The 20,553-nt window shown below is 50.9% G+C and carries 18 protein-coding genes and 1 tRNA gene; 12 read left to right on the plus strand and 7 right to left on the minus strand.

All coding sequences use genetic code 11. The annotated features are described in order from the left end of the window. Positions 1–265: 265 nt before the first annotated feature. The 5 genes from HWX74_RS17275 to HWX74_RS17295 all read right to left on the minus strand — a co-directional run bounded on the left by HWX74_RS17275 (position 266) and on the right by HWX74_RS17295 (position 6,628). Positions 266–1,939, minus strand: coding sequence for an iron ABC transporter permease (locus HWX74_RS17275; protein ID WP_176014834.1), 1,674 nt, complete (start codon positions 1,937–1,939; stop codon positions 266–268). Continuing rightward, positions 1,936–3,543 carry an ABC transporter substrate-binding protein gene (locus HWX74_RS17280; RefSeq protein ID WP_176014835.1) on the minus strand — a complete coding sequence of 536 codons (1,608 nt, stop codon included), beginning with the start codon at positions 3,541–3,543 and terminating at the stop codon, positions 1,936–1,938. Before HWX74_RS17280 ends, HWX74_RS17275 begins: the two co-directional genes overlap by 4 nt. Further along, positions 3,540–4,616, minus strand: a complete 1,077-nt coding sequence (locus HWX74_RS17285; protein ID WP_176014836.1) for an ABC transporter ATP-binding protein — start codon at positions 4,614–4,616, stop codon at positions 3,540–3,542. Before HWX74_RS17285 ends, HWX74_RS17280 begins: the two co-directional genes overlap by 4 nt. Before the next feature lie 90 nt (positions 4,617–4,706). Further along, on the minus strand, positions 4,707–5,234 hold the full coding sequence (locus tag HWX74_RS17290) for a nitroreductase family protein (RefSeq protein ID WP_176014837.1): 528 nt from the start codon (positions 5,232–5,234) through the stop codon (positions 4,707–4,709). 20 nt (positions 5,235–5,254) lie between these two features. Then, positions 5,255–6,628, minus strand: a complete 1,374-nt coding sequence (locus tag HWX74_RS17295; RefSeq protein WP_176014838.1) for an RNA polymerase sigma factor RpoD/SigA — start codon at positions 6,626–6,628, stop codon at positions 5,255–5,257. 195 nt (positions 6,629–6,823) lie between these two features. Between HWX74_RS17295 and HWX74_RS17300 the strand changes: the two genes are divergently transcribed. Next, a tRNA-Ala gene (locus tag HWX74_RS17300) sits at positions 6,824–6,900 on the plus strand. A gap of 114 nt (positions 6,901–7,014) precedes the next feature. Then, entirely contained in the window at positions 7,015–8,325 is a 1,311-nt protein-coding gene (locus tag HWX74_RS17305) for a tyrosine-type recombinase/integrase (RefSeq protein ID WP_176014839.1), read from the plus strand. Between the two features lie 47 nt (positions 8,326–8,372). On the opposite strand, the gene HWX74_RS17310 is transcribed toward HWX74_RS17305, so the two are convergent. Next, positions 8,373–10,736: an AAA family ATPase gene (locus HWX74_RS17310; protein ID WP_176014840.1), complete on the minus strand. Its 2,364-nt coding sequence runs from the start codon at positions 10,734–10,736 to the stop codon at positions 8,373–8,375. A gap of 163 nt (positions 10,737–10,899) precedes the next feature. Further along, a complete protein-coding gene (locus tag HWX74_RS17315; protein ID WP_176014841.1) occupies positions 10,900–11,040 on the minus strand; it encodes a hypothetical protein in 141 nt (46 codons plus the stop codon). A gap of 110 nt (positions 11,041–11,150) precedes the next feature. Between HWX74_RS17315 and HWX74_RS17320 the strand changes: the two genes are divergently transcribed. The 10 genes from HWX74_RS17320 to HWX74_RS17360 all read left to right on the plus strand — a co-directional run bounded on the left by HWX74_RS17320 (position 11,151) and on the right by HWX74_RS17360 (position 20,553). After that, complete coding sequence (locus tag HWX74_RS17320) at positions 11,151–12,149, plus strand: IS630 family transposase (RefSeq protein ID WP_176014842.1); 999 nt, start codon at positions 11,151–11,153, stop codon at positions 12,147–12,149. Between the two features lie 66 nt (positions 12,150–12,215). Then, complete coding sequence (locus tag HWX74_RS20560; protein ID WP_217704958.1) at positions 12,216–12,428, plus strand: DUF4372 domain-containing protein; 213 nt, start codon at positions 12,216–12,218, stop codon at positions 12,426–12,428. A gap of 12 nt (positions 12,429–12,440) precedes the next feature. Further along, positions 12,441–13,370, plus strand: a complete 930-nt coding sequence (locus HWX74_RS17325; RefSeq protein ID WP_217704957.1) for an IS4 family transposase — start codon at positions 12,441–12,443, stop codon at positions 13,368–13,370. 162 nt (positions 13,371–13,532) lie between these two features. Further along, the gene (locus HWX74_RS17330; RefSeq protein WP_176014843.1) at positions 13,533–13,901 is read left to right on the plus strand and encodes a tetratricopeptide repeat protein; all 369 of its coding nucleotides are present in this window, start codon (positions 13,533–13,535) and stop codon (positions 13,899–13,901) included. Between the two features lie 400 nt (positions 13,902–14,301). Further along, positions 14,302–15,318 (plus strand): IS110 family transposase, encoded by a 1,017-nt coding sequence (locus HWX74_RS17335; protein WP_176015298.1) that lies wholly within the window; start codon positions 14,302–14,304, stop codon positions 15,316–15,318. Between the two features lie 47 nt (positions 15,319–15,365). After that, positions 15,366–16,415 carry an IS110 family transposase gene (locus HWX74_RS17340; RefSeq protein ID WP_176011898.1) on the plus strand — a complete coding sequence of 350 codons (1,050 nt, stop codon included), beginning with the start codon at positions 15,366–15,368 and terminating at the stop codon, positions 16,413–16,415. 406 nt (positions 16,416–16,821) lie between these two features. Next, on the plus strand, positions 16,822–17,811 hold the full coding sequence (locus HWX74_RS17345; protein ID WP_176014844.1) for a tetratricopeptide repeat protein: 990 nt from the start codon (positions 16,822–16,824) through the stop codon (positions 17,809–17,811). 152 nt (positions 17,812–17,963) lie between these two features. Next, complete coding sequence (locus HWX74_RS17350; protein ID WP_176014845.1) at positions 17,964–19,238, plus strand: hypothetical protein; 1,275 nt, start codon at positions 17,964–17,966, stop codon at positions 19,236–19,238. Between the two features lie 80 nt (positions 19,239–19,318). Further along, positions 19,319–19,750: a hypothetical protein gene (locus HWX74_RS17355; protein ID WP_176012133.1), complete on the plus strand. Its 432-nt coding sequence runs from the start codon at positions 19,319–19,321 to the stop codon at positions 19,748–19,750. Further along, positions 19,750–20,553 carry a PD-(D/E)XK nuclease family protein gene (locus HWX74_RS17360; protein WP_176012132.1) on the plus strand — a complete coding sequence of 268 codons (804 nt, stop codon included), beginning with the start codon at positions 19,750–19,752 and terminating at the stop codon, positions 20,551–20,553. Before HWX74_RS17355 ends, HWX74_RS17360 begins: the two co-directional genes overlap by 1 nt.

Consider the following 20,553-nt stretch of genomic DNA (forward strand, 5'->3'; position numbering starts at 1 on the left):
TACACAAAAAAGCTGCGGACGAAACTTCGTCCGCAGCCTTCTGGTATACGACAAACCCTTGCCGCACGGCGAATGCTCGCCGCCGAACAGCCTGTCGATGAAAAAGAATCAGTTGATCAGCGCCCCGGACAATGTTTCATCGTATCCATTGTCGGAGCCTGCTTCAATGCAGAATTTTCCCAAAGTGAAATCGATCATATTTTCAGTCTTCCTTATGCCGTTTACTATAACGATGTTTTCGCCCGCTGTCAACCGCTCTCAACCGTCAGAAACGGAAAATCGCTCCGATTTTCTGCCCCAGCAGCGCTGCCGCTGCTCCGAGGGCGGAAGCCAGAAACAGCATCGCCCAAACGCCGAAGGCACAAGCGATGAACGGACCGGAACCCATGATCTGGGAGAGTTCGAAAATCGCTTTGGTGATCGGATAGAATTCGCTTTTCTGGGCTAAAATCAGCGAATCCGATACTTCCAGCATCGAAAAGCTGAAGGCGAACAAGGCACCGACGATCAGGTTGGCCATGATCAGCGGTACGACGATTTTGCGTAAGGTCATGATCCCTGAGGCACCCAGATTGCGCGCCGCCAGCTCCAATTCTTCCGGCGTCTGCTGTAAACCGGCGCTGACCGCCCGAACCACATACGGCAGCCGCCTGACCGCATAGGCCGCCGCCAGCAGCCACAGCGGGTTGTTGATGGGGTCGAAAAGCGTCCGCGCCCAACTGTATTTGATGCTCATTCCCATGAAGCCGAAGGCCATGACGATTCCCGGCACCGCCAGCGGCAGCATGGCCAGCAAATCCAGCAGAAAACCGCCCTTGAGCTTCCAGCGCACCGTCAGCAGGGCGGTCAGCACGCCGAGCCCTACCGCCACCGCCATCGCCAACAGCGAATAACGAATGCTGTTGATGATGCTCGGTACCACCAACTTGTTGGACAACGCCTGTTCGAAATGGAAGAACGTGAACCCTTCCGGCCAGACACTGCCGTACCAGTCCCGGGAAAAGGCGGTCAAAACCAACGCCAGATGCGGTGAGACCGCCAGCAATGTCACCGCTGAAAACGCTCCGCCGGGCAGCCAGCGCTTCCAACCGGCCAGGGGCCGGGCGCCGCTGCCGGCAATTCCTTTCGACAGGGAACTTGCCCCATCCCGGCCGACCGCCAGCCTGCCGCCGAGATAAAGCGCCGCGGCAATCGCCAGCATCACCATGACCAGCGTATAAGGCAGCGGATTGCTTTCCAGCTCGGAAAGACCGTTGAAAATCTGCACTGCGGTGATCCGGTTGTAGCCGAACATCAACGGCGTGCCCAATTCGGTAAAACTCCAGATCAGCACGATGCTGCCGCCGGCGAACATGCCGGGCCGGATCAGCGGCAGGGTAACCCGCCGGAAACGATACCAGGCGCCCGCGCCCAGGTTGCGGCCGGCTTCCTCCAGCGCCGGGTCGAGGTTGGCCAGCGAAGTCACCAAATTCAAGTACAGGATCGGATAGAGATGCAGCGCCTCAATCAAACAGACCGCCCAGAACCGGCCGCCGCCGCCCAGAAAATCACAGCCGGGCAACCCCAGATGGCCCAGTGCCGCATTGACCACGCCATAATGGCCCAGCAACTGTTGAAAACCGAGCGCGCCGACGAATGGCGGCAGAATCATCGGTGCCATGATCGCCAGGTTGCACCAACTTTTTCCGGGAAACTCGTAACGGTCGTACAGCCAGGCCAGCGGCAGCGAAATCAGGAAAACCAACAACGTCGTCACCACGGCCACCGCCAGAGAATTCCATAATCCTTCCAGATAAATCGGACTGCGGAAGATTTCCAGCAGCATCGTCCAATTCAACCCTTCGGCGACGACCGTATAAACCGGCCAGACCAGGAAGACGGCGAAAAATGCCGACAAGCCGCCCGCCGCCAGATATTGTAAAATTTTTCTTCGTCTCATTTGCCTTGCCTCGCCAGTTCCGCCGCCCGCAGATAATGCTGTTGCGCCTGTTTCGTCCATTCCCGCCGCAACGCCACCACCTGGGCCATCGACCAATTTTGCTGCGGATACAGTAATTCATCCAGGCGGCCGGCCTCTTCATAGGCGAACGGCAGCCAATTGAACTGCGCCATCGCTTCCGGCACCGCCTCCGGACCGCCCGCCTCCAGAATGGCCTGCCAGGCCGCCTGCAATTCATCCAGCGGGTCGAGCACCACGCATTTGATCAGGACCCGGATCAAATTGAAATAAGCGCCGGTCAAACGGCCGTCGTATTCGAATGCTCCGCCGCCTTCGTAGGGATTGTAGTCGCCGTCGGCCAGAAACGGTTTGAATTCTCCGACGTAAAGATCCCGGCGGATCGGCGGCCGCCGGATGACATATTTGACCGGGCCACCCGGGGTGCCGACCTTAAAATCCCATAACTTCTGGCCGTCGAGCGACAGCAGGAAATCAAGAAACGCTTCCGCCGCCGGCCGGTTCGGTGCTCCGCGCAACAGTTGAACCGGGTCGGCGGTGATAGAACTGCCGCTTTCCGGCAAGACATAAACAATCCGGGAAATTCCATTGTTCTGGCCGGCCGTCCATTCCGCTTCGGCGAACGCGTAGAAATCGATACACATCCCGGCGGCGGCATTGCCGGAAGCAACATCCCGGGTCACCTTGCCGGCACTGTCGGTAATCGTGACGGCGTTGCCGGCAATCCGCTTGATCAGATTCATGCCGTTCGCCCAGCCGTCCGCCACCCCATGCTCCAGATCGGATTTCTGTGCCTGCTGCATGTTTTGCTGCAGAATCATTTCGAAACATTTGGTGATCGAGCCGGATTTCGTCGGATCGGCCACCGACAGGGTTCGGAAAAACTTTCCCTCTCCCAGGTCGCTCCAGGAGTGCGGCGGCGTTCCGCCCAGTTCAGCCAGGCGGTCCGGATTGTAGCAAATGCCGAATGAAGAAAGACAGACGCCATAGGTGCGCCCCTGTAAATCAAACAGCGTCTCGCCGCTGAAACTGGCCGGAATGACTTCCGGCCGGAAAATATCCGGATGACGCCGGGCAACGCCGCCGTCCACGGCAAATCCCCGCGCCGCATGTTTTTGCTGATCGTACATGCCGCCGCCGAAAAAGAGATCGACGCCGATGCCGACATCCGAATTCAAGAACAGTTCCCGTGCTTTTACGGCGCGCGGCGAAGCCGTCGCCGGATTGAGCCGATGGTTGGCGTAGTTGACGGCGATCTCCTCATCCCAACCGCCATTGGCCGGATCGCTCAGAAAATATTCGCGGAAAGCCGCCTCATAACGGTCGTCGATGTAGCGGACGATATCGGAAGAACCGCCCGGGCTTCGCCAGTCGATGACGATATCCCGGCCATAATGTTCCCGGTAGTATTTTTGAAACGCCCGTTCAAACTCATAGCGGATCGATTCGGAATGCGGGGTCAGGACGACCAGCGTTTCCGCTCCGTCCCTGGTCAGGCGATCTTCCGCCGCCGGCTGCAGCAAAAGCGGGATTGCCAGCAGCAGCAGCGGCAGCAGTGCCAGCCCATTCTGCCAGCGTTTTTTCACCGTTCCGCCTCCAGAATGACGATATCTTCCGGCGCCACTTGCACCCGCAGGGTGTCCCCGGGCAGCCGCGGCCGCGGCGACAGTTCGTTCATCACCAGCCGGCTGCCGTCTCCGGCCTTCAAACTCCAACTGCCGCTTTCGCCAAGGAACGTTCCCTCCGTCAATACCGCTTCAAAGCTATTTTCCAATTCTTCGTCCGCCGCCGGCCGGATGCTTTCCGGCCGGATCAGCAATTCCACGCAGTCTCCGGCCGCCAACGGCTTGGCCGGCGACGGCACCGACAGTTCTCCCCAGCCGCACGCCACCCGGATTCGAACTGCCGTCACCGCCGTGATCGTCGCCGGAATAAAGTTGGCTTCTCCCAGAAATGCACCGACAAAACGGTTGCAGGGCTGCCGGTAAATCTCCTGTGGCGTCCCGATCTGCTGCAATTTGCCTTGATTCAAGACCGCGATACGGTCCGCCATGCTCAACGCCTCCTTGCGGTCATGCGTCACATAGATGGCGGTCTGGCGGCGTTCCTTGCAGATTCGGCGGATTTCCAGCCGCATGATATCCCGCAAACGGGCATCCAGATTCGACAACGGTTCATCCAGCAGCAGCACCGCCGGTTCCACCGCCAGGGCTCTGGCCAACGCCACCCGCTGCTGTTGTCCGCCGGATAAGGATGGAATTTTACGGTCGCGCAATTCTCCGAGCTGGACGATTTCCAACGCCTCCGCCACCCGGCGGTTCAATTCCGCTCCTTTGACGCCGCTGGCCCGCAAGCCGAATGCCACGTTTTCGAACACCGACAGATGCGGCCACAGCGCATAACTTTGAAATACCATCGCCGCCTGGCGTTTCTCCGGCGGCAATTGATCGATTCTGGCCGCGTTGAAGAAAATTTCGCCTTCATCCGGCGCGATCAAGCCGGCTAGAATCCGCAGCAAGGTGGATTTGCCGCAGCCGGACGGCCCCAACAAAAAAAACAGTTCTCCGGGTTGAATCGACAAATCGATCGGCTCCAACACCCGTTTGCCGGGCTGGTAAGCTTTGCAGATTCCTTTTAAATCAATTGCAGTCGCCGTCATTTTTCTTGAATTTCTACTGGTTGAAGAGATACGAATCGGCCCCCGAAGGGAAAATGTCCCTTCGAGAGCCCTGAACCCGCTGTGATTGCCTCAATGTTGCCGCCAGCCGTTGTAATGAACAAAATCGGCCCGGTAACGGGTGCGCGCTTCCGGCGTTTCCAACGGATAGCCGAGGACAATTCCGCCGACCGGAATGATCGTCTCCGGCAACCGGCACAATTTGCTGACCGGGAGCAGCCGTTCTTCGCGAGGATGAATGCCGACCCAGCAACTGCCCAGTCCCAGCCCGGCCGCCGCCAACAGAATATTTTCAATCGCCGCCGAACAGTCCTGCAGCAAATAGGAGAGGTGGCCGATATTGGCCGCCTCGATATCACCGGCGACAATGAGGACCGCCGGCGCGTCTTGCATGAATTTTCCGGTCGGCAAAGCTTCGGCCAATTGGTTTTTCAGTTCCATCTCGGTAACGACGATAAAGCGCCACGGGTCTTTGCAGCGGGCGGAAGGCGCCGCCATCGCTGCCAGCAACAGTTCATTCAGGATTTCCGGCGCAATCGCCCGTGGCTGGAATTGCCGGACACTGCGCCGGCGATAAATGAAATTCAACGCTTTATCCATGTTACACTTTTCTCCTTCCGTTACTCCGAATAGCGGCCGTCAAAAATCTTCAGCCGTTCGGGAGAACGCAGTTTCTTCAAAATTTTGATTTCCAATTGCCGAATGCGCTCCCGGGTCAGATCGAAATGCTGGCTGACTTTCATCAATGTCTGGGGTTGCCGGTCGAACAGACCGAAACGCATGATGATGATTTGCTGTTCCCGTTCCGACAACGTACTCAGCAATTCCCGCAACTGTTCATGAACAATCTTATCAGTGATGGTGTCCGACGGATCCAGCGCATTTTCGTCCGGCAGCATTTCCTCAAGACAGGAACTTTCCGCCGAACTGTCGACCGGCGCCTGCAAAGAGATGGTTTGCCTGGCCATTTTCCGGATGGCGCTGACCCGCGCTACCGGCAAATCCAGTTCGGCCGCTAATTCTTCGATTTCCGGTTCCCGGCCGTGCTCCAGAATGAAATGCTGTTCGGCATTGTTCATCGCACTGATCGTATTGATCATGTGGGAAGGGATCCGGATGATCCGGGTTTGTTCGGCAATCGCCCGGGCGATATTCTGCTTGATCCACCAAATCGCATAGGTGCTGAATTTGTGGCCGAGATGAAAATCGAATTTTTCCAGCGCCCGCAACAACCCTAGATTTCCTTCCTGAATCAGGTCATTCAAAGGCAAAACCTTGTGCCGATAGCGATGGGCGACGCCGATCACCAGGCGCAGATTGCCCTCCAGCATCGCCTGCCTGGCCCGATGCAGCGCTTCGCGGGCGGCAATGATTCTGGAACGCGCCTCAAGAAACTGATCGAAAGTCATCAGGGTTTTCTTTTCCAGGTAGCGCTTCTGGTCGGGTAATATCTTGCCGCTGGCATCGCGCCGGGAAGAAACCGTCCCATACATCTCTTCCATCACGTCGAACCATTCGTTCAACTGGTCGCCGACCATCTGGTATTCCAACATCGTTTCCACGGCGACCTGGCGGAATTCTTCCAATTCCGGATCGCGTTCGGCAAATTTCCGTACCGCTTCGTCATACCACGCGGTGAGTTCTTCCCGCCATTTCAGCATCCTGTTGTTGAAATCTTCCGGATCCTGCTCCAATTCCAGTAAAGTCGAGGGCTGCAAAATATCGCTGAACGGCAAATCTTCCGATTCGTAGTGTTCTTTCAGCAGCCGGATGTGTTCACGCAAAACAAACCCGATTCGGTACAATTCTCGCCGGAAATTCAAATCTGACCGCAATATCTCATTGCCAAGCTCCTCCTGCCGCTCCGCCGTCAACGGCGGCAGATTGCCGACCTGCCGCAGATAGCTCTGCAGCGAATCAGTGGTCGCCTCCAATTCGATAGACTCAAGAATTTCCGGCTCCGTCAATGACGAATCGAAATTTTCAGATGTCATTGGATCAAGATTATCCATAAAGTCTTTCCAGTTTTCATTGAAAAACTGTCGCAATCCCCTGTTTTTTGCCTGAATGTCCCCGAATTCCGCCGTTTCTGGTCATTCTTATGGAGATAATGTAACTTTTCTTGAGAATTATTCAAAACGACTCTTGATTTTTTTTCGAAAATATGTATTGTAAAGGCATTGATGAATGGGGCTGTAGCTCAGTTGGCTAGAGCGATACGTTCGCATCGTATAGGTCATGGGTTCGACTCCCACCAGCTCCACCATTTTTGAGGTTAAAAAGCTCGAAACGGTACCACAAAGTACCATTTCGAGCTTTCTTTTTGTCAAAACACGTCTATATTGGCTAAATCCGGTACTCTCGTAAGAAAGGATCGAAAATGGCCATCCAGAAAATTAAACTCGACATCGGAACCGTCTATCAGAAAGAGGAAGGCGGCGTCTATTACTTTCGCTACCAGGTCAATGGAGCCCGTAAGGCAATCAGCCTCAAAACCCGGAATCAAAAGGAAGCCTTGAAAGAAGCGAATAAACAGATTCCCTTGTTGAAAGCAACTTCAACGGAAGTCATCGCCGCTCATGTACAACATGCCCGCGGCCTTATTACTCCGGAAAAGAATCTGCCGCTTTCCGAAGCCTGGGCAGTCTATGAAAAGAGCCCGGAACGTGCAACTTCCGCCACGGTTGCGGAAGCTCAATCCTACCGCGCCACATTTCAGGAGTTTCTGGACTGGCTTGGCGCTCCACAGAAGAATGTACGCGACATTACCCCGGAAATAGGAGAGCAGTACGCCGAGTATATGCGTAATCAGAAAATCGCCGTTTCCACCCATAACCGTAAAATCAAGCGGCTTCGCCGTATCTTCCATGTCCTCCGGGAATATTGGAGCGGCAGCAATCCGTTTCACTCCGCAACGCAACTGCGACGGGAGCGGGAAGAGCGGGAACAGGATGTCCGCCGTCTTTCCTTCACTCGGGAGCAGGAACAACTGTTGCAGGCTGTCCTTGACGACGACAAGTACACGGTCATGAACAAACCGGAAGTCCGGGTGGTTTACTATCTCGGCATGTTTACCGGCCAGCGGCTGAAAGACTGTGTACTGCTGCGTTGGAACAAAATCAATTTCAACCTGAAGCGGATATGGGTGAAGCAGTTTAAGACCGGCAAGGAAGTGACGATTCCGATTGCACCGAAGCTGCTGGAGGTTCTGCAGGGTGCTTTGGCGTGGAAGGCCGGAGAAACCGATTACGTCTGTCCCAATATTGCCGCACGTTACAACAAGACCGACGCTCGCGGCAAGAACGTCGGCAACAACCTCGTGAACATCGACATGCTCCGGGTAATCCGCTGGATTGGCTTGGAGCCGTCCGTGGCCGTTCCCGGCAGGGATAAAAAGGTGACGGTCTACGGCTTCCATTCGCTACGGCATTCGTTCGCGTCCTATTGTGCTGAGGCCGGGGTGCCACAGGCAACGGTCCTTTCCATCCTCGGAGCCGATTCCGAAATCGTCAGCAAATTCTACACGCATATCGGAGATGAAGCCCAGCGGCAGGCCATCGCCGCGATCTCGGGCGAAATCAGCGGAAAATCCGCCCAACAACGTATCAACGAAGCATTGGAACTGATTCGTACTTCCACAGAAACGAGCGACGAAGTACTGAAAAAAATAAGGGCTATTTTAGAGAAATAGATACAAATCCGCCATTCTCCCGGTCCGGAAGAATGGCGGATTTGAAATCATTTTTTGTTGATTCGATCATTAATTGCAGTTTTTCCCAACCCCAACATGACACAGGCATTATCACGCCCGTAACCTCGATCTATATAATTATTATAAAATATTTTAAGGGTCTCGTTTTCGTCATAGCTCGGATCTACCGAATGCCACAGTTTATCCTTATTCGAATATTGGATTTGGAAAGGTTTCTTCAGCTTTTTGGGAATTCCGTAACGGTCATCCCCATATTCAATTGTTACAGGATCTTCCAAATCCTCCTGCACCACATCTGTCCTGGTAAGTTTCAGAGAAAGCGCCAACCCCTGGCACTTTTCTTTCAAGCCCTTTGCTTCACCTTCATGATTCGCGTGATGAACGATCAGTATGGCAATGTTCCTGCTTCGCAGTTTATTCATCAGATCTCTGAAATTACTCGGTGTTTGCGGAGTTTCCCCATGAACAAATGCAGAATACGTGTCGATAACCAGAAGATCAACATCAACTCCCGGTGTTCCGGAGTTTTGCGCATCGTCAATCATGTCAAGCAACTTCTGATGATGTGCAGGAAGCGTCCAATCTATGTCGCTGCCACTCATATCCTTCATCAGCAAATCAGGACAATTCGCTGCATCAGGCAAATAGGCATCCTGAAATTTTGTTTGATTATTGCTTATATTCCCTTTGTTCTCAAAATCCAAATACAAAACCTTATGTTTTCCTTTAGCTGCCCACCATTGCTCCGGAACTACCATTTTACTTGCAGCACTATTTCCGGCGGCAACTCGCGCTGCAATACTGTACGCCAAAGCACTCTTTCCTGTTTTTTCTTTGGCATACAGCATTGTGACCTCCCCTCGAATCAGAATGGGATGCATTACATAACTGATTGCCGTGAGCGATTTTTTTTCCTTTTCGATCAAACGGGATTGTTCTCCGCTGGAGTTTTCTTTTTCCCACCACTCCGCCGGTTTGGAATGGATAAACTCCACCGCTTTTTGATACTGGACCTCGAAATCGGTATCGTTCTCCAACAAAAGCAGACTTTCCGGTTTGACTTCCGGTTTCCGGTTTCGGTAACAATCCAATAGCGTATCGACCGATTCAAAGTGGCGCAGGATGGGATATTCAACCTTGAGCTGGATATATTTCAAACTGATATCTTCCTGTGCCAGCAGGAAATCGGCGATGTCTTTGGCTTTCAGATAAGCAGCTTCGAGGCTGATCCCGGAGTGATTGGCAACCAGATACCAGACCTCCTTCTCCCGCAACGGCGACCAATCGACTTGTTCGTAGCATCCCGGCGAGCAAATGAAACTCGTAAAGACGATACCGGCGGGAGCCTTGCGCTGGTTTGAATCGGCCAGCTCCACACTGTCGGTCAGGATAACCGTTTCCGTTTCCGAATCGAGCAGCAAGTCGAGGTTATAGAGCGGCTGCTTGTCCTCCGGCAGCGGAACGCAGAAGTATTGATTGTAAGGGTAATTTCCGCGCATCCAAGTCGTTACTGGAATCAAGCATTTGGTCTGCGTTTCCGGATCATACAATTTCATCAACTGCATCCGGATTTCGCCATACTCATTCCGAAATGGAAATACCTGGCAGAACCAGTTGTCGTAATATTTATTGGAAAGCTGCGGTTGTTGTGGCCCGGCCAAAGTGCAAGGTAGTATTTGCTGGAGATTCCATTGAAGTACTCGTTCTTCCGTCCATTGCATCTGCCCGTCCTGCCGGTCAACTGCCGGAGCAGCCTGTAAAAAGCAGTCCGGATGCATGTTACCGCTCTTTAGCTTCGCAAAAACCTCTCCCCGACTTCCGAAGAACCGACAAATCTGTTCCGGTGTTTTATACGGAGAAACTCGTGTACAAAGCCGGTAGAGAGAACAATACTTTTTCTGAATTGCATCTTCCACCACCTGAAATCCGGCAAGTAATTCACGATTATGAACATTATTCAAACCTTGTTTATTGCAATTCGTGAATGAAGCCAAATTCATTCCATTCTCTATTTGCCGCCGATCTCCAATCCACAACTGAATATGATTCCAACCGGTAGCTTTATCGGCAATAATTACCGAAGACTTGGAGACTTTGAACTCAGGAAAACTCCACTGCAATTGAAACGTTCCTTGAGAAAGCTTATTTTCACTCTTTGCGCTAATGGGAGAGGAGAGGCGGAAAATCCATCCAGTCCCATCATGCCGACCACACTTCATGAATGCGGGAAAAAGCTCGCCGATGCAGTTCGCTTCAATCAGCAACGATGCACGTGCTTCCATGCAACTCGAATCACGCCGGGTAATATCTTCTGAGATATTATCTACTGGCACGAAGCCATCTGCGAAAAATTTTCGCATTCGTTCATTGGATGAGGCTGAGAAATTCATGTTGAAAACTCCTTTTCTATAAGTGTGAAAATCTGATCGTATATTCCGACATTATTTCAATTATAGATCAAAGGAGTTTCAAAAGCAACTAGCCCATCTTTTCATCAATGAATGATGAAAAGTTTTGTTTCAAAAATTTCAAGTCCCTCGATATTTACTATGATCATTTCTCTAATTCAGCAGGAATAACAAAACGGCTTTGTCCATCATCATCATAGATAAACATCTCTCCTGTTTTTGGATCACTTTCTGGGACTTGATATTTTTCTCGAATTATTCTTTGGTATTTTTTAAACTTTTCCATCTTTTCCCATTTTTGGTAATACCGCCGAAAAGTTGAATACGATACACCGTTCTTATAGATTCGGCAATTAACATACGTGCAATATTTGCTTGATGGTGTATATTATCATCATGGAAACTCAAGATGCCCGAAAACTCGATAAGGTCGCTCTTGAAGAGCGGCGCAAGCAGGCCGTGAGATTGTATCAAAGCGGCAAATGTAATAATTGTACAGAAATCGGAAAAATCGTCGGAGCGCACCGCAACACGGTGGGCAAGTGGATAAGCAAGTGGAAAAAAAGCGGCTTGTCTGCTTTGAAAGTAAAGAAATGCGGTCGTCCAGTCGGCTTTGGACGCCGTCTGCTTCCGCATGAAGAGAGTAAGATACGGAAAGATTTGGTCGATCATTGTCCGGATCAGTTAAAATTGCCATTTGCGCTCTGGACTCGTCAGGCGGTACGGTTGCACATCAAGATTTCGTTTGGAATCGAAATACCAGTCCGAACCATGGGGGAGTACTTGAAACGCTGGGGATTTACGCCGCAAAAACCAGTTAAGAAAGCTTATCAGCGCAATGAGGCGCACGTTCAAAAATGGCTGATTGAGGAGTATCCCCGAATCAAAAAGCTGGCAAAATCAGAAGATGCGGATATCTTTTGGGGGGATGAAACAGGAATTCGCAATGACGAGGCCAAGGGCCGCAGTTATGCGCCGAAAGGCAACCCCCCGGTGCAAGCAGTCAATCCGGTACGCGAAAAAGTTAATATGATCAGCGCGATTACCAACCAGGGGAAAACTCATTTCATGTTTTACAGCGAAACGATGACAGCTCAACTCCTGATCCAATTCATGGAACGTCTGATTCGTCAAAATGAGCGGAAAGTGTATTTGATTCTGGATAACCTGCGGGTTCACCACAGCAAAACGTTGACTGGTTTTCTGCAGGAAAACGCGGCTTTCATCAGGCTATTTTACTTGCCGAGCTACAGTCCCGACCTGAACCCGGATGAATATCTCAACCGCGACTTGAAATCAAATCTGAGCAACAAGCCCTTGGGGCGCGCCAAAGGAAAAATAACCGAACATGCCAAGCAACATCACGCCTGTCCTAACAAACTTTTGAAAGGGTGAAAAAAGTGGAGCCAACTTGTCCGTAATAGTATATTACGGTTGCCTAAACCACAAGGAGGCTCCGTAATGAAGAATACATCAGTCAGTCTTTTTCGTCAAGTGTTGGATTTGATACCGAAGCGAGAATTTGAAGAAATAGTCATGAAACACAATGGAGACAAGCGAAAACAGTCCTTTGACAGTTGGGCACATTTTGTGTCGATGATCTTCTGCCAGTTGGCGCAGGCCAATAGTCTGCGAGAGATTTGCGGAGGTTTGAAAACCTGTGGAGGCAAATAGAATCATCTTGGAGTGGAATCCGCTCCAACCAAATCCAACTTGTCGTACGCCAATGCCCATCGCTCTCCGAAAATGTTCGGCGATATTTTCCATATGCTTCTGGGACACTGCCATGCAATTGCGCCACGGCATGAGTTTTCGTTTCCCAAGAAACTTTACAGTCTCGACGCAACGCTGATTGAGCTTTGCGTTAAAGTTTTTCCATGGGCAACCTATCGGCAAACCAAAGGGGCAATCAAGCTCAATATGCTGTTGGATCACGATGGTCATCTTCCCGTGTTCGTTGATTTCACCAATGGAGATGTTCATGAGGTAAACAGCGCCAGACGAATGGAACTCCCGCGTGACAGCATGGTGGTTTGTGATCGCGGATACGTTGATTTTTCCATGCTGTATAAATGGAATCTCTCCGGTGTGGATTTTGTCACGCGCCTCAAGACCAATACGACCTACGACATCCCGGAATACGATGTCAAGCAATATCCCGGAACCGTTTTGAGCGATGAAGTCATTTTTCTGCGTGGTTCGCAAGACAAATATCCGGAACGTCTCCGCAAAGTGGTCGTCTGCGATGTGGAAAACCATCGGACATTGACCTTGCTAACCAACAATTTTGAGCTGGACGCACAAACGATCGGCGACATCTATAAGGCTCGCTGGCAAATCGAAAGCTTTTTCAAGATGCTCAAGCAGAACTTCAAGATCAAAACGTTTATCGGCACCAGCGAAAATGCGGTTCGGATTCAAGTTTGGACAGCGCTTATCGCTATTTTGCTGACCAAGTACCTGAAGTTTTTGTCGAAAGCGCAATGGCATTTTTCAACCCTGGTCACTTTCCTGAAATGGAATCTATTTGTTTACCGCGACTTGCGCCAATGGCTGGATCAACCATTTACCAAACCACCGGAGCCGGAATCATTTCAACCAGAGTTCGCTTTTTAGGACAGCAGATTTACAACAAAGGGGGGCTACTTTTGAGAATTGGTGTGAAATAGATGAAAATGAGGGGGCGTAATCAGAAAATTACGCCATTTTGAAAATTGTTAGGACAGGTGTGAGAAAATATATAAAAACGGATTGGCTTTATACCAAGAGTCGTCACCTATGTCAGAGAAGAATAAACTGGCGGTTCAGCTCTTTAAAATAGCGGCTCAGGAGGGATATCTACCTGCGCAAATATATCTGAGTGGGTGTTATTTTCAGGGCATTGGTGTCCGTAAGAATATAAAAGCAGCACAAAAATGGTATACTTTAATTGCGGAACAAGGAATTATTTCTGTACAATATAAATTGGCTACCAGTTATTTGCACTCTAACGACAGTGGGATTCCAGACATCGATAAGTGTATTTATTGGTTAAAAAGAGTTATTTCCAATAGGGAGGCTATCGAAGTAATAGATGAACAAGAGTATAGATATACGGTCCATGGAAGAGAACTAAGTTCTTCTGAAATAAAACAGTTGCTATGGTAAAAAGGAATGAGGTAGCGGTTATGAAATGAAAGAGGCTGATTCTCAAAGATGTGATACTGTAAAATAAGACATCGGCTCTGACGGACAGAGTCATGCAGACAGTTAAAACATCACAAAAGGAGATGGTATGATAAATAACTGACGTTCGCGGAATCAGCTTTCTGCGTGTAATTTATGGCGATTAACTTACACGTTTGGAAGCGGACAGGTTGCAGACTGAATGTTTCAATGAGGCGCATCAGAAACGATGACGACCCCGGAAAGGAGATTAGTCAGATCTGTAAACCAGAGCGCCACCGTAGAGAGCGACTGATTAATCGACTACTCTGTATGGGAGGATGGTGAGGCCGTGACAGCAGTTCCGCTTCGATTCGTGAAAAACGAATGGAGGCAGAGAATGATGACAAGTTTTGTTGGAGTGGATTTGCACCGGAACAATTTTACTTATTGCATCCGGGTAAATGGGGAAGAACGGAAAATCGGCAAGTGTGAGATTACCGAACTGAAGGGCTTTGCCGCAATGCTCGGTCCGAACACGGCGATGGCGGTGGAGGCGACCGGAAATACGTTCATGTTTTGCAGCTCGCTGAAAGCTCATGTCGGGCGACTGGTGGTGGTGAATCCATCACAGTTCAAAGTCATCAGCATGTCCACCAAAAAGACGGACAAACATGACGCAAAAGTGTTGGCGGAGTTCCTGGAAAAGGATATGCTTCCGGAGGTAAGAGTGAAAGACGATTTGCAGGCGAAAATTTCAAGTCTGACGCAGACCAGGGAAAAACTGGTTCAGTTGCGTACCGTATTGAAAAACAAAGTCAACAATCTGTTAGCAGCTAACTTCATCGTGCTGAATCGGGAAGATCTGTCCACGGAGAAAGGGCTTATGAAAGAATTGAGTTATCACTTCGACCCGATAACCGACACGGAAATGCTGGTGGTTGTCGAACAGATTCGCAGTCTGAACAAAAGCATTGAAAAACTGGATAAGGCGATTGAGGATCACGGCAGCAAGATGGACGGCTTCGACAACCTGAAATCCATCAAGGGAATCGGCTCGAAAGGTGCGGCGATCCTGTTGGCAACCATCGGCAATATCGCTGATTTCCGATCGGCAAAGCAGTTGGCCGCTTATATCGGAATCGTCCCCAGAGTGAGCAATTCAAATGACACGGTTTGCCACGGAAGAATCACGAAGAGCGGCAGCAAGATCGCCAGAACCGCTTTGGTGCAATGCGCTTTGATCGCCAAACGCTACAGCCCGTATCTCAATGCCTTTCATGAATCGGTAAAAAGTCGGCGGGGAGGTGCGAAAGCCAATATCGCCTTGGCTCGCAAATTCCTCGATATCGTGTATAGAACATTAAAAAACAATTGGATGTTTGAGAATTTTACTCAATTCAAGCTCGTAAAAAATTGAGTTTTTCTCGACATCGAAGTGGAAATTTATCATGGGAGACATCAGCCATGAGAAAATGTAGCACGGTATCGTTCGAAGGTCAAGTGATATTTGTCGGAATTGATGTGCACAAGGAAAGTTGGGTGGTGAATTTGCGGCATTGCCACCGTGAACTGGACAAGTTCAGCATGAATCCGAGCCCTGAGATGTTGGCGAAGTATCTGAAGATGAACTATCCGGGCGCCGAGTACCGGAGCGTTTACGAGGCAGGATTCAGCGGATTCTGGGCGCACCGGCGATTGTGTGAGCTCGGGATTGAGAATATCGTAATCAACCCGGCGGACGTGCCGACCAGCGGCAAGGAGCGCGACCGCAAGAACGATGCGGTGGACAGCCGAAAATTGGCGCGGGAACTGGAGAACCGGACATTGGAAGGGATCTATATTCCGCCTGAAGATAATTTGGAATTGAGAAACCTGGTCAGACGTGAAACGAAACTGACCGGCAATATAACCAGGGTCAAAAACCGGATCAAAGGACACCTGAATTTCATGGGGTTGAAGTTTGGAAGTTGGTCTGGAAGTTCTTTGAAAATGATGTATGCGGACGCGGCAAAGCGTTACGATTATGCCTTGCAGAGCATGTTGCGGGAACTGCGTTTTCTCAGAGAAGAGAAACTGCATGTGATCCGCGATGAACGGCGGTGTCTGAAGCGTTTGAAGCGCGACAAAGTACAGAAGCATCTACAGAGTATACCTGGCGTCGGGTTTCATACGGCGGTGATGCTGCAGGCCGAATTGTGGGACTTGCTGCGCTTTGAAGACAAGGATTCGCTGAGCTCGTATGTGGGATTCGCACCGAGGTTGGTCGGCAGCGGCGAACACGAGGCCGTCAAATCCGCCGGGAATCGCAAGAAAAAGCAACTGCATGCCATCCTGATCCAGTCGGCGTGGAGGTCGGTGTCGTACAATCTGGAGATTCGGGCCAGATATGGAGCCTTGCTTCATAAGGGGGCCAGTCCACAACGGGCTATTTCGATCATCGGCAAGAAATTGCTCTATGCGCTTCGGGCCGTGTGGCTCCAGGAACGTGATTACATGGTATCCGCAAGTGAATAAGATTTAAGTAGTTTCGGAGATTCTGTTTGCTGTGACTGTGAAATTCGGTTCTTTTTAGCACGTCGTTCGTTTGCTCCTTGATCCGAGGGGATCATGTAAAACAGTTTGCGAGTGCTATTTCAGAGTGGAACAGCAAAATGCGAAACCTTGAATTCATTCAAGAGTTGTCGTCAATAATAGTGTCCGATTTTTGCCCGAACCGCAACCAGAAGATAATCTTTAATTGGAAGACTGTAAAAATATTTACAGATGGAAGTCCTCTGCCCTTTGAGGCGGAGTTTCGCAAATAACAACAAATAACAGGAAAAATACAAACAAAGAAAGAGTCAGTCTCTTGACTTTTTCATAATAGGAGGCAATCAATTTACTTGTCTCACTCACCTGTAAAAGTATAGAAATAGAAGCATTGCAACATGATCCACCTGATTTGCGGTCACCGGAAGAAATAGAATCTCTGCTTAATGCTAAAATAAACCCGAGTGCATTACGTGAATTAGGACTTTCCTATTACAATCAAGAACAATTTTCTTTTTCCTCAAATGATAAAAAAGCTCTCTATTATTTTACGAAAGCTGCTGAACTAGGTGATTGTGAGGCTCAGTTCCATCTGGCATGCATGTATTACGAAAAAGAATCTCTGAAAGACATAGAAAAAGCCTTTTACTGGTGGTCTAAAGCTACTGAACAGGGAATGCCAGAGGCTCAAAGCAATCTGGCATACATGTATTATCGCGAAGAATCTTTGAAAGACATAGAAAAAGCCTTTTACTGGTATTCTAAAGCTGCTGAACAGGGAATGCCAGAGGCTCAATTCAATCTTGGCCAAATGTATTATCACGAAGAATCTCAGAAAGACATAGAAAAAGCCTTTTACTGGTGGTCTAAAGCTGCTGAACAGGGAATGCCAGATGCTCAAAACAATCTGGCATGCATGTATTACGAAAAAGAATCTCTGAAAGACATAGAAAAAGCCTTTTACTGGTGGTCTAAAGTTGCGGAACAGGGAATGCCAGAGGCTCAAAACAATCTGGCAAACATGTATTACACCGAAGAATCTCAGAAAGACATAGAAAAAGCCTTTTACTGGTATTCTAAAGCTGCTGAACAGGGAATGCCAGAGGCTCAAAACAATCTGGCAAACATGTATCACACCGAAGAATCTCTGAAAGACATAGAAAAAGCTTTTTACTGGTGGTCTAAAGCTGCTGAACTAGGTAATTGTGAGGCTCAATTCAGTCTTGGCCAAATGTATTATCAGGGAGATGGAGTTGTAAAAAATTTAGAAAAGGCTTTGTCGTGGTTTAAAAAAGCCGCCGCCCAAGGTGTAACGGAGGCTGAGCAGTATTTAAGAAATGAGCTGAAAGATAAAGAAACGTTGCAGAAATCATCGGATTGAAACGAGTTGTTCAAACGTAAAGCAAAGATGTTGTTCAAAAATAATCAGCGATATATAACTTCACTGACGTAAGCAGAAAACGTCTTAATTCAGCCTCGGTGGTCATTGAGATCACCGGGGCTGTTGTCTTTTAAACTCATGGAGGTACGAAAATGAAGATCAGGAAGGGTGTGTTGCTGGAAGCGTTGAAGGTGCTCGGCAAGGTGGTGTCGCAGACTTCGCCGGTGGAGGTACAACGGTCGGTTCGTTTTTTCGGCGTCGGGGAACAGGTCTGGCTGACGGCGACCGATGGCGTGGAATCCGTCACGATCGAGGTGACTGGCGATGCTGGGGATATGGAGGAGTTCACGGTCGAGTATAAGGCGTTGCGTGAACTGATCCGTTCCACGCGCGGCGGCGAGGTTGAAGTGACCGGCAAGCGGCTTGATTGGCCGGAAACGGAGGCCGTCCCGGATGATGCTGTGACGGTCGAGTTGTCACCGGATTTCGGCAACCTGCTGGCACTGGCGGCCCCGGTGGTGAATCTGCGTGAAGCGCGGCTCGCGTTGCGGGGGATTAATCTCTCCCGCGATGGTGTGACCGCAACGAACGGCAAAGAGTTGCTCAATTTGCCGTGTCCGTTGAAAATTCCGGAAGATATGACGCTGCCGTTTCCGCTGGCATTGCTGACCGCTCGGCCGGAGGGAGCTGGAGCGCTGCACGTCTGGCGCTGCCGGAATGAGCGGTTGTTCCGCATCGTGATCGGCGGTTTCCAGTGGCAGGGGAAAGTGTTGCCGGGCAACTTTCCCGATTGGAAACAGGTGATTCCTGCCGACAAGACGCTGGATTATCAGATCGAGATTCACGAGCCGGAACGGGTCATCACGTTTCTGAAAGCGGTTCCCGACTGTCCGCCGTTTCACGCGATCGAGCTGAACGTGGTTCCGGGCGGCGTCACCGTGATTCCGAATAACTTCCCGGATATGGAGTTGCGGTTGGAGGCGACGGTGATCGGTGCTCAGCCCCGTGCTGTGCTGGCGCTCAACAAGTATATCCTGCTGCGGATGCTTCAGCAGGGCTATACGAAGTTCCGGGTACATTCGGACGGTAGGATACCGGTCATCGCCGAGGGCGGCAGCGGCCGGTATCTCGCGATGCCGATTCACATATTACCCAAACATCAACCCGAAAAGGAGACAAGCAAAATGGAAAACATCAAACGCATCGAATCCACCGAAACCGCAGCCGAGGAGACTGCCGAGCCGGTGAATCCGATGGAGGAACTGAATCACTCCATCGAGGAACTGCGTGGCAAACTCAAAACGCTGCTCGACGAATCGGCGCTTCTGGCCCGCAAGGTCAAGGAGGCTGTGCTTCAGCAGAAGCAGCGCGAACGCGAGTTCGTTCAGGCGAAACGCGCCATCGAACGAATCAGGATGGCCATCTAACGAAACAACACAAATACAAACGGACGGATAGCCGGGGGCTGCGAGGCTCCCGGCTATCCGTCTTTTATGGAGGAATGATTATGTTGAAACTCAACGCATCGTATTCGAAGAAGGTTCCGGCAGGAGAGGAATACTCTTCGCAGTCCTATCATGCTTCGGTGGAGGTCGAGCTGCCGGACGGGTTAAGCCCGGATCAATTACAGGCCCGTATTCACGAAACGTTCGATCTGGTGCGTAATTCGGTCGAAGCTGAATTACACGGAAATAAGCAAGGGAATAGCGGGAATAATACCGCATATCATGGGCCGAAAGGCAACCCGCAAGGGGGTAGGTCACGTGCCCGTTCCAACGAGGCTCCGGCAAGCCCGAAACAGCTCTCGTATCTGCTCGACCTTGCCCGGCAGCGCGGCATCACTCCGCAGCAGATCGCGGCGCGGTTTCAGGTGCCGGACATCCAACATCTGACCCGGCAGCAGTGTTCGGATCAGATCGACGAATGGAGGGCGGCGTAATGGCGACGATAGACGAACTGCGACAGGAACCGCACTGGTCGTATTCGGCGCTGAATACGTACCTCAACATCTGTCAGGCGCAATTCATGTACCGGTACGTGGATCAGGCCGAAGTTGAACGTACTTCGGTCTGCTTCCCATTCGGCAAGGCGTTTCATGCGGCCTTGACCGCTCAGGCGTGGGAGTGCATGATGGGCAGCTCGCTGACCCGCGATGAAATCGTTGACCGGTTTGAAGAGGCGTTCAAGATCGAAGCCGACGCTACTCCGAACCTGGTCTACAAGGAGGGCGAGAACTTCGACACGGTGATCGATCTTGCTGCGAAGATGCTGGATGCGGCGCTGGCGAACTGGTCGGATTACTACACGATCAAGGGTGTCGCGCAGGCGTTCAAGGGTGACGTTCCCGAACTGGACAAGCCCCTGATCGGTGAGTACGATCTGATTGTTCAGGACGGACGGGATGCCTGTATCGTGGACTGGAAAACCTCGGCCAGTCGCTGGCCTGCCGGAAAAGCCGACCGCGATCTTCAAGCTACCGTGTTCAGTTACGCCTATGAGAAACAGAACGGCACGGCTCCGCTCTTTCGGTTCGATGTCATCACCAAGACCAAGAATCCGGGTTGTGAATCGCACTACACCAGTCGCGGCTTTCACGACTTCCGGCGCTTCGAGGCGCTGGCGAACCGGGCGCAGTACGCGATCAACAAAGGCGTGTTCCTGCCGAATGAAACATCATTCGCCTGCGGCGAGTGTCCGTATCGGGACCGTTGCAGGACGTGGCATCTAAAGAAATGGAGGTAA

The organism is Victivallis sp. Marseille-Q1083 (assembly GCF_903645315.1).
GTDB lineage: Bacteria > Verrucomicrobiota > Lentisphaeria > Victivallales > Victivallaceae > UMGS1518.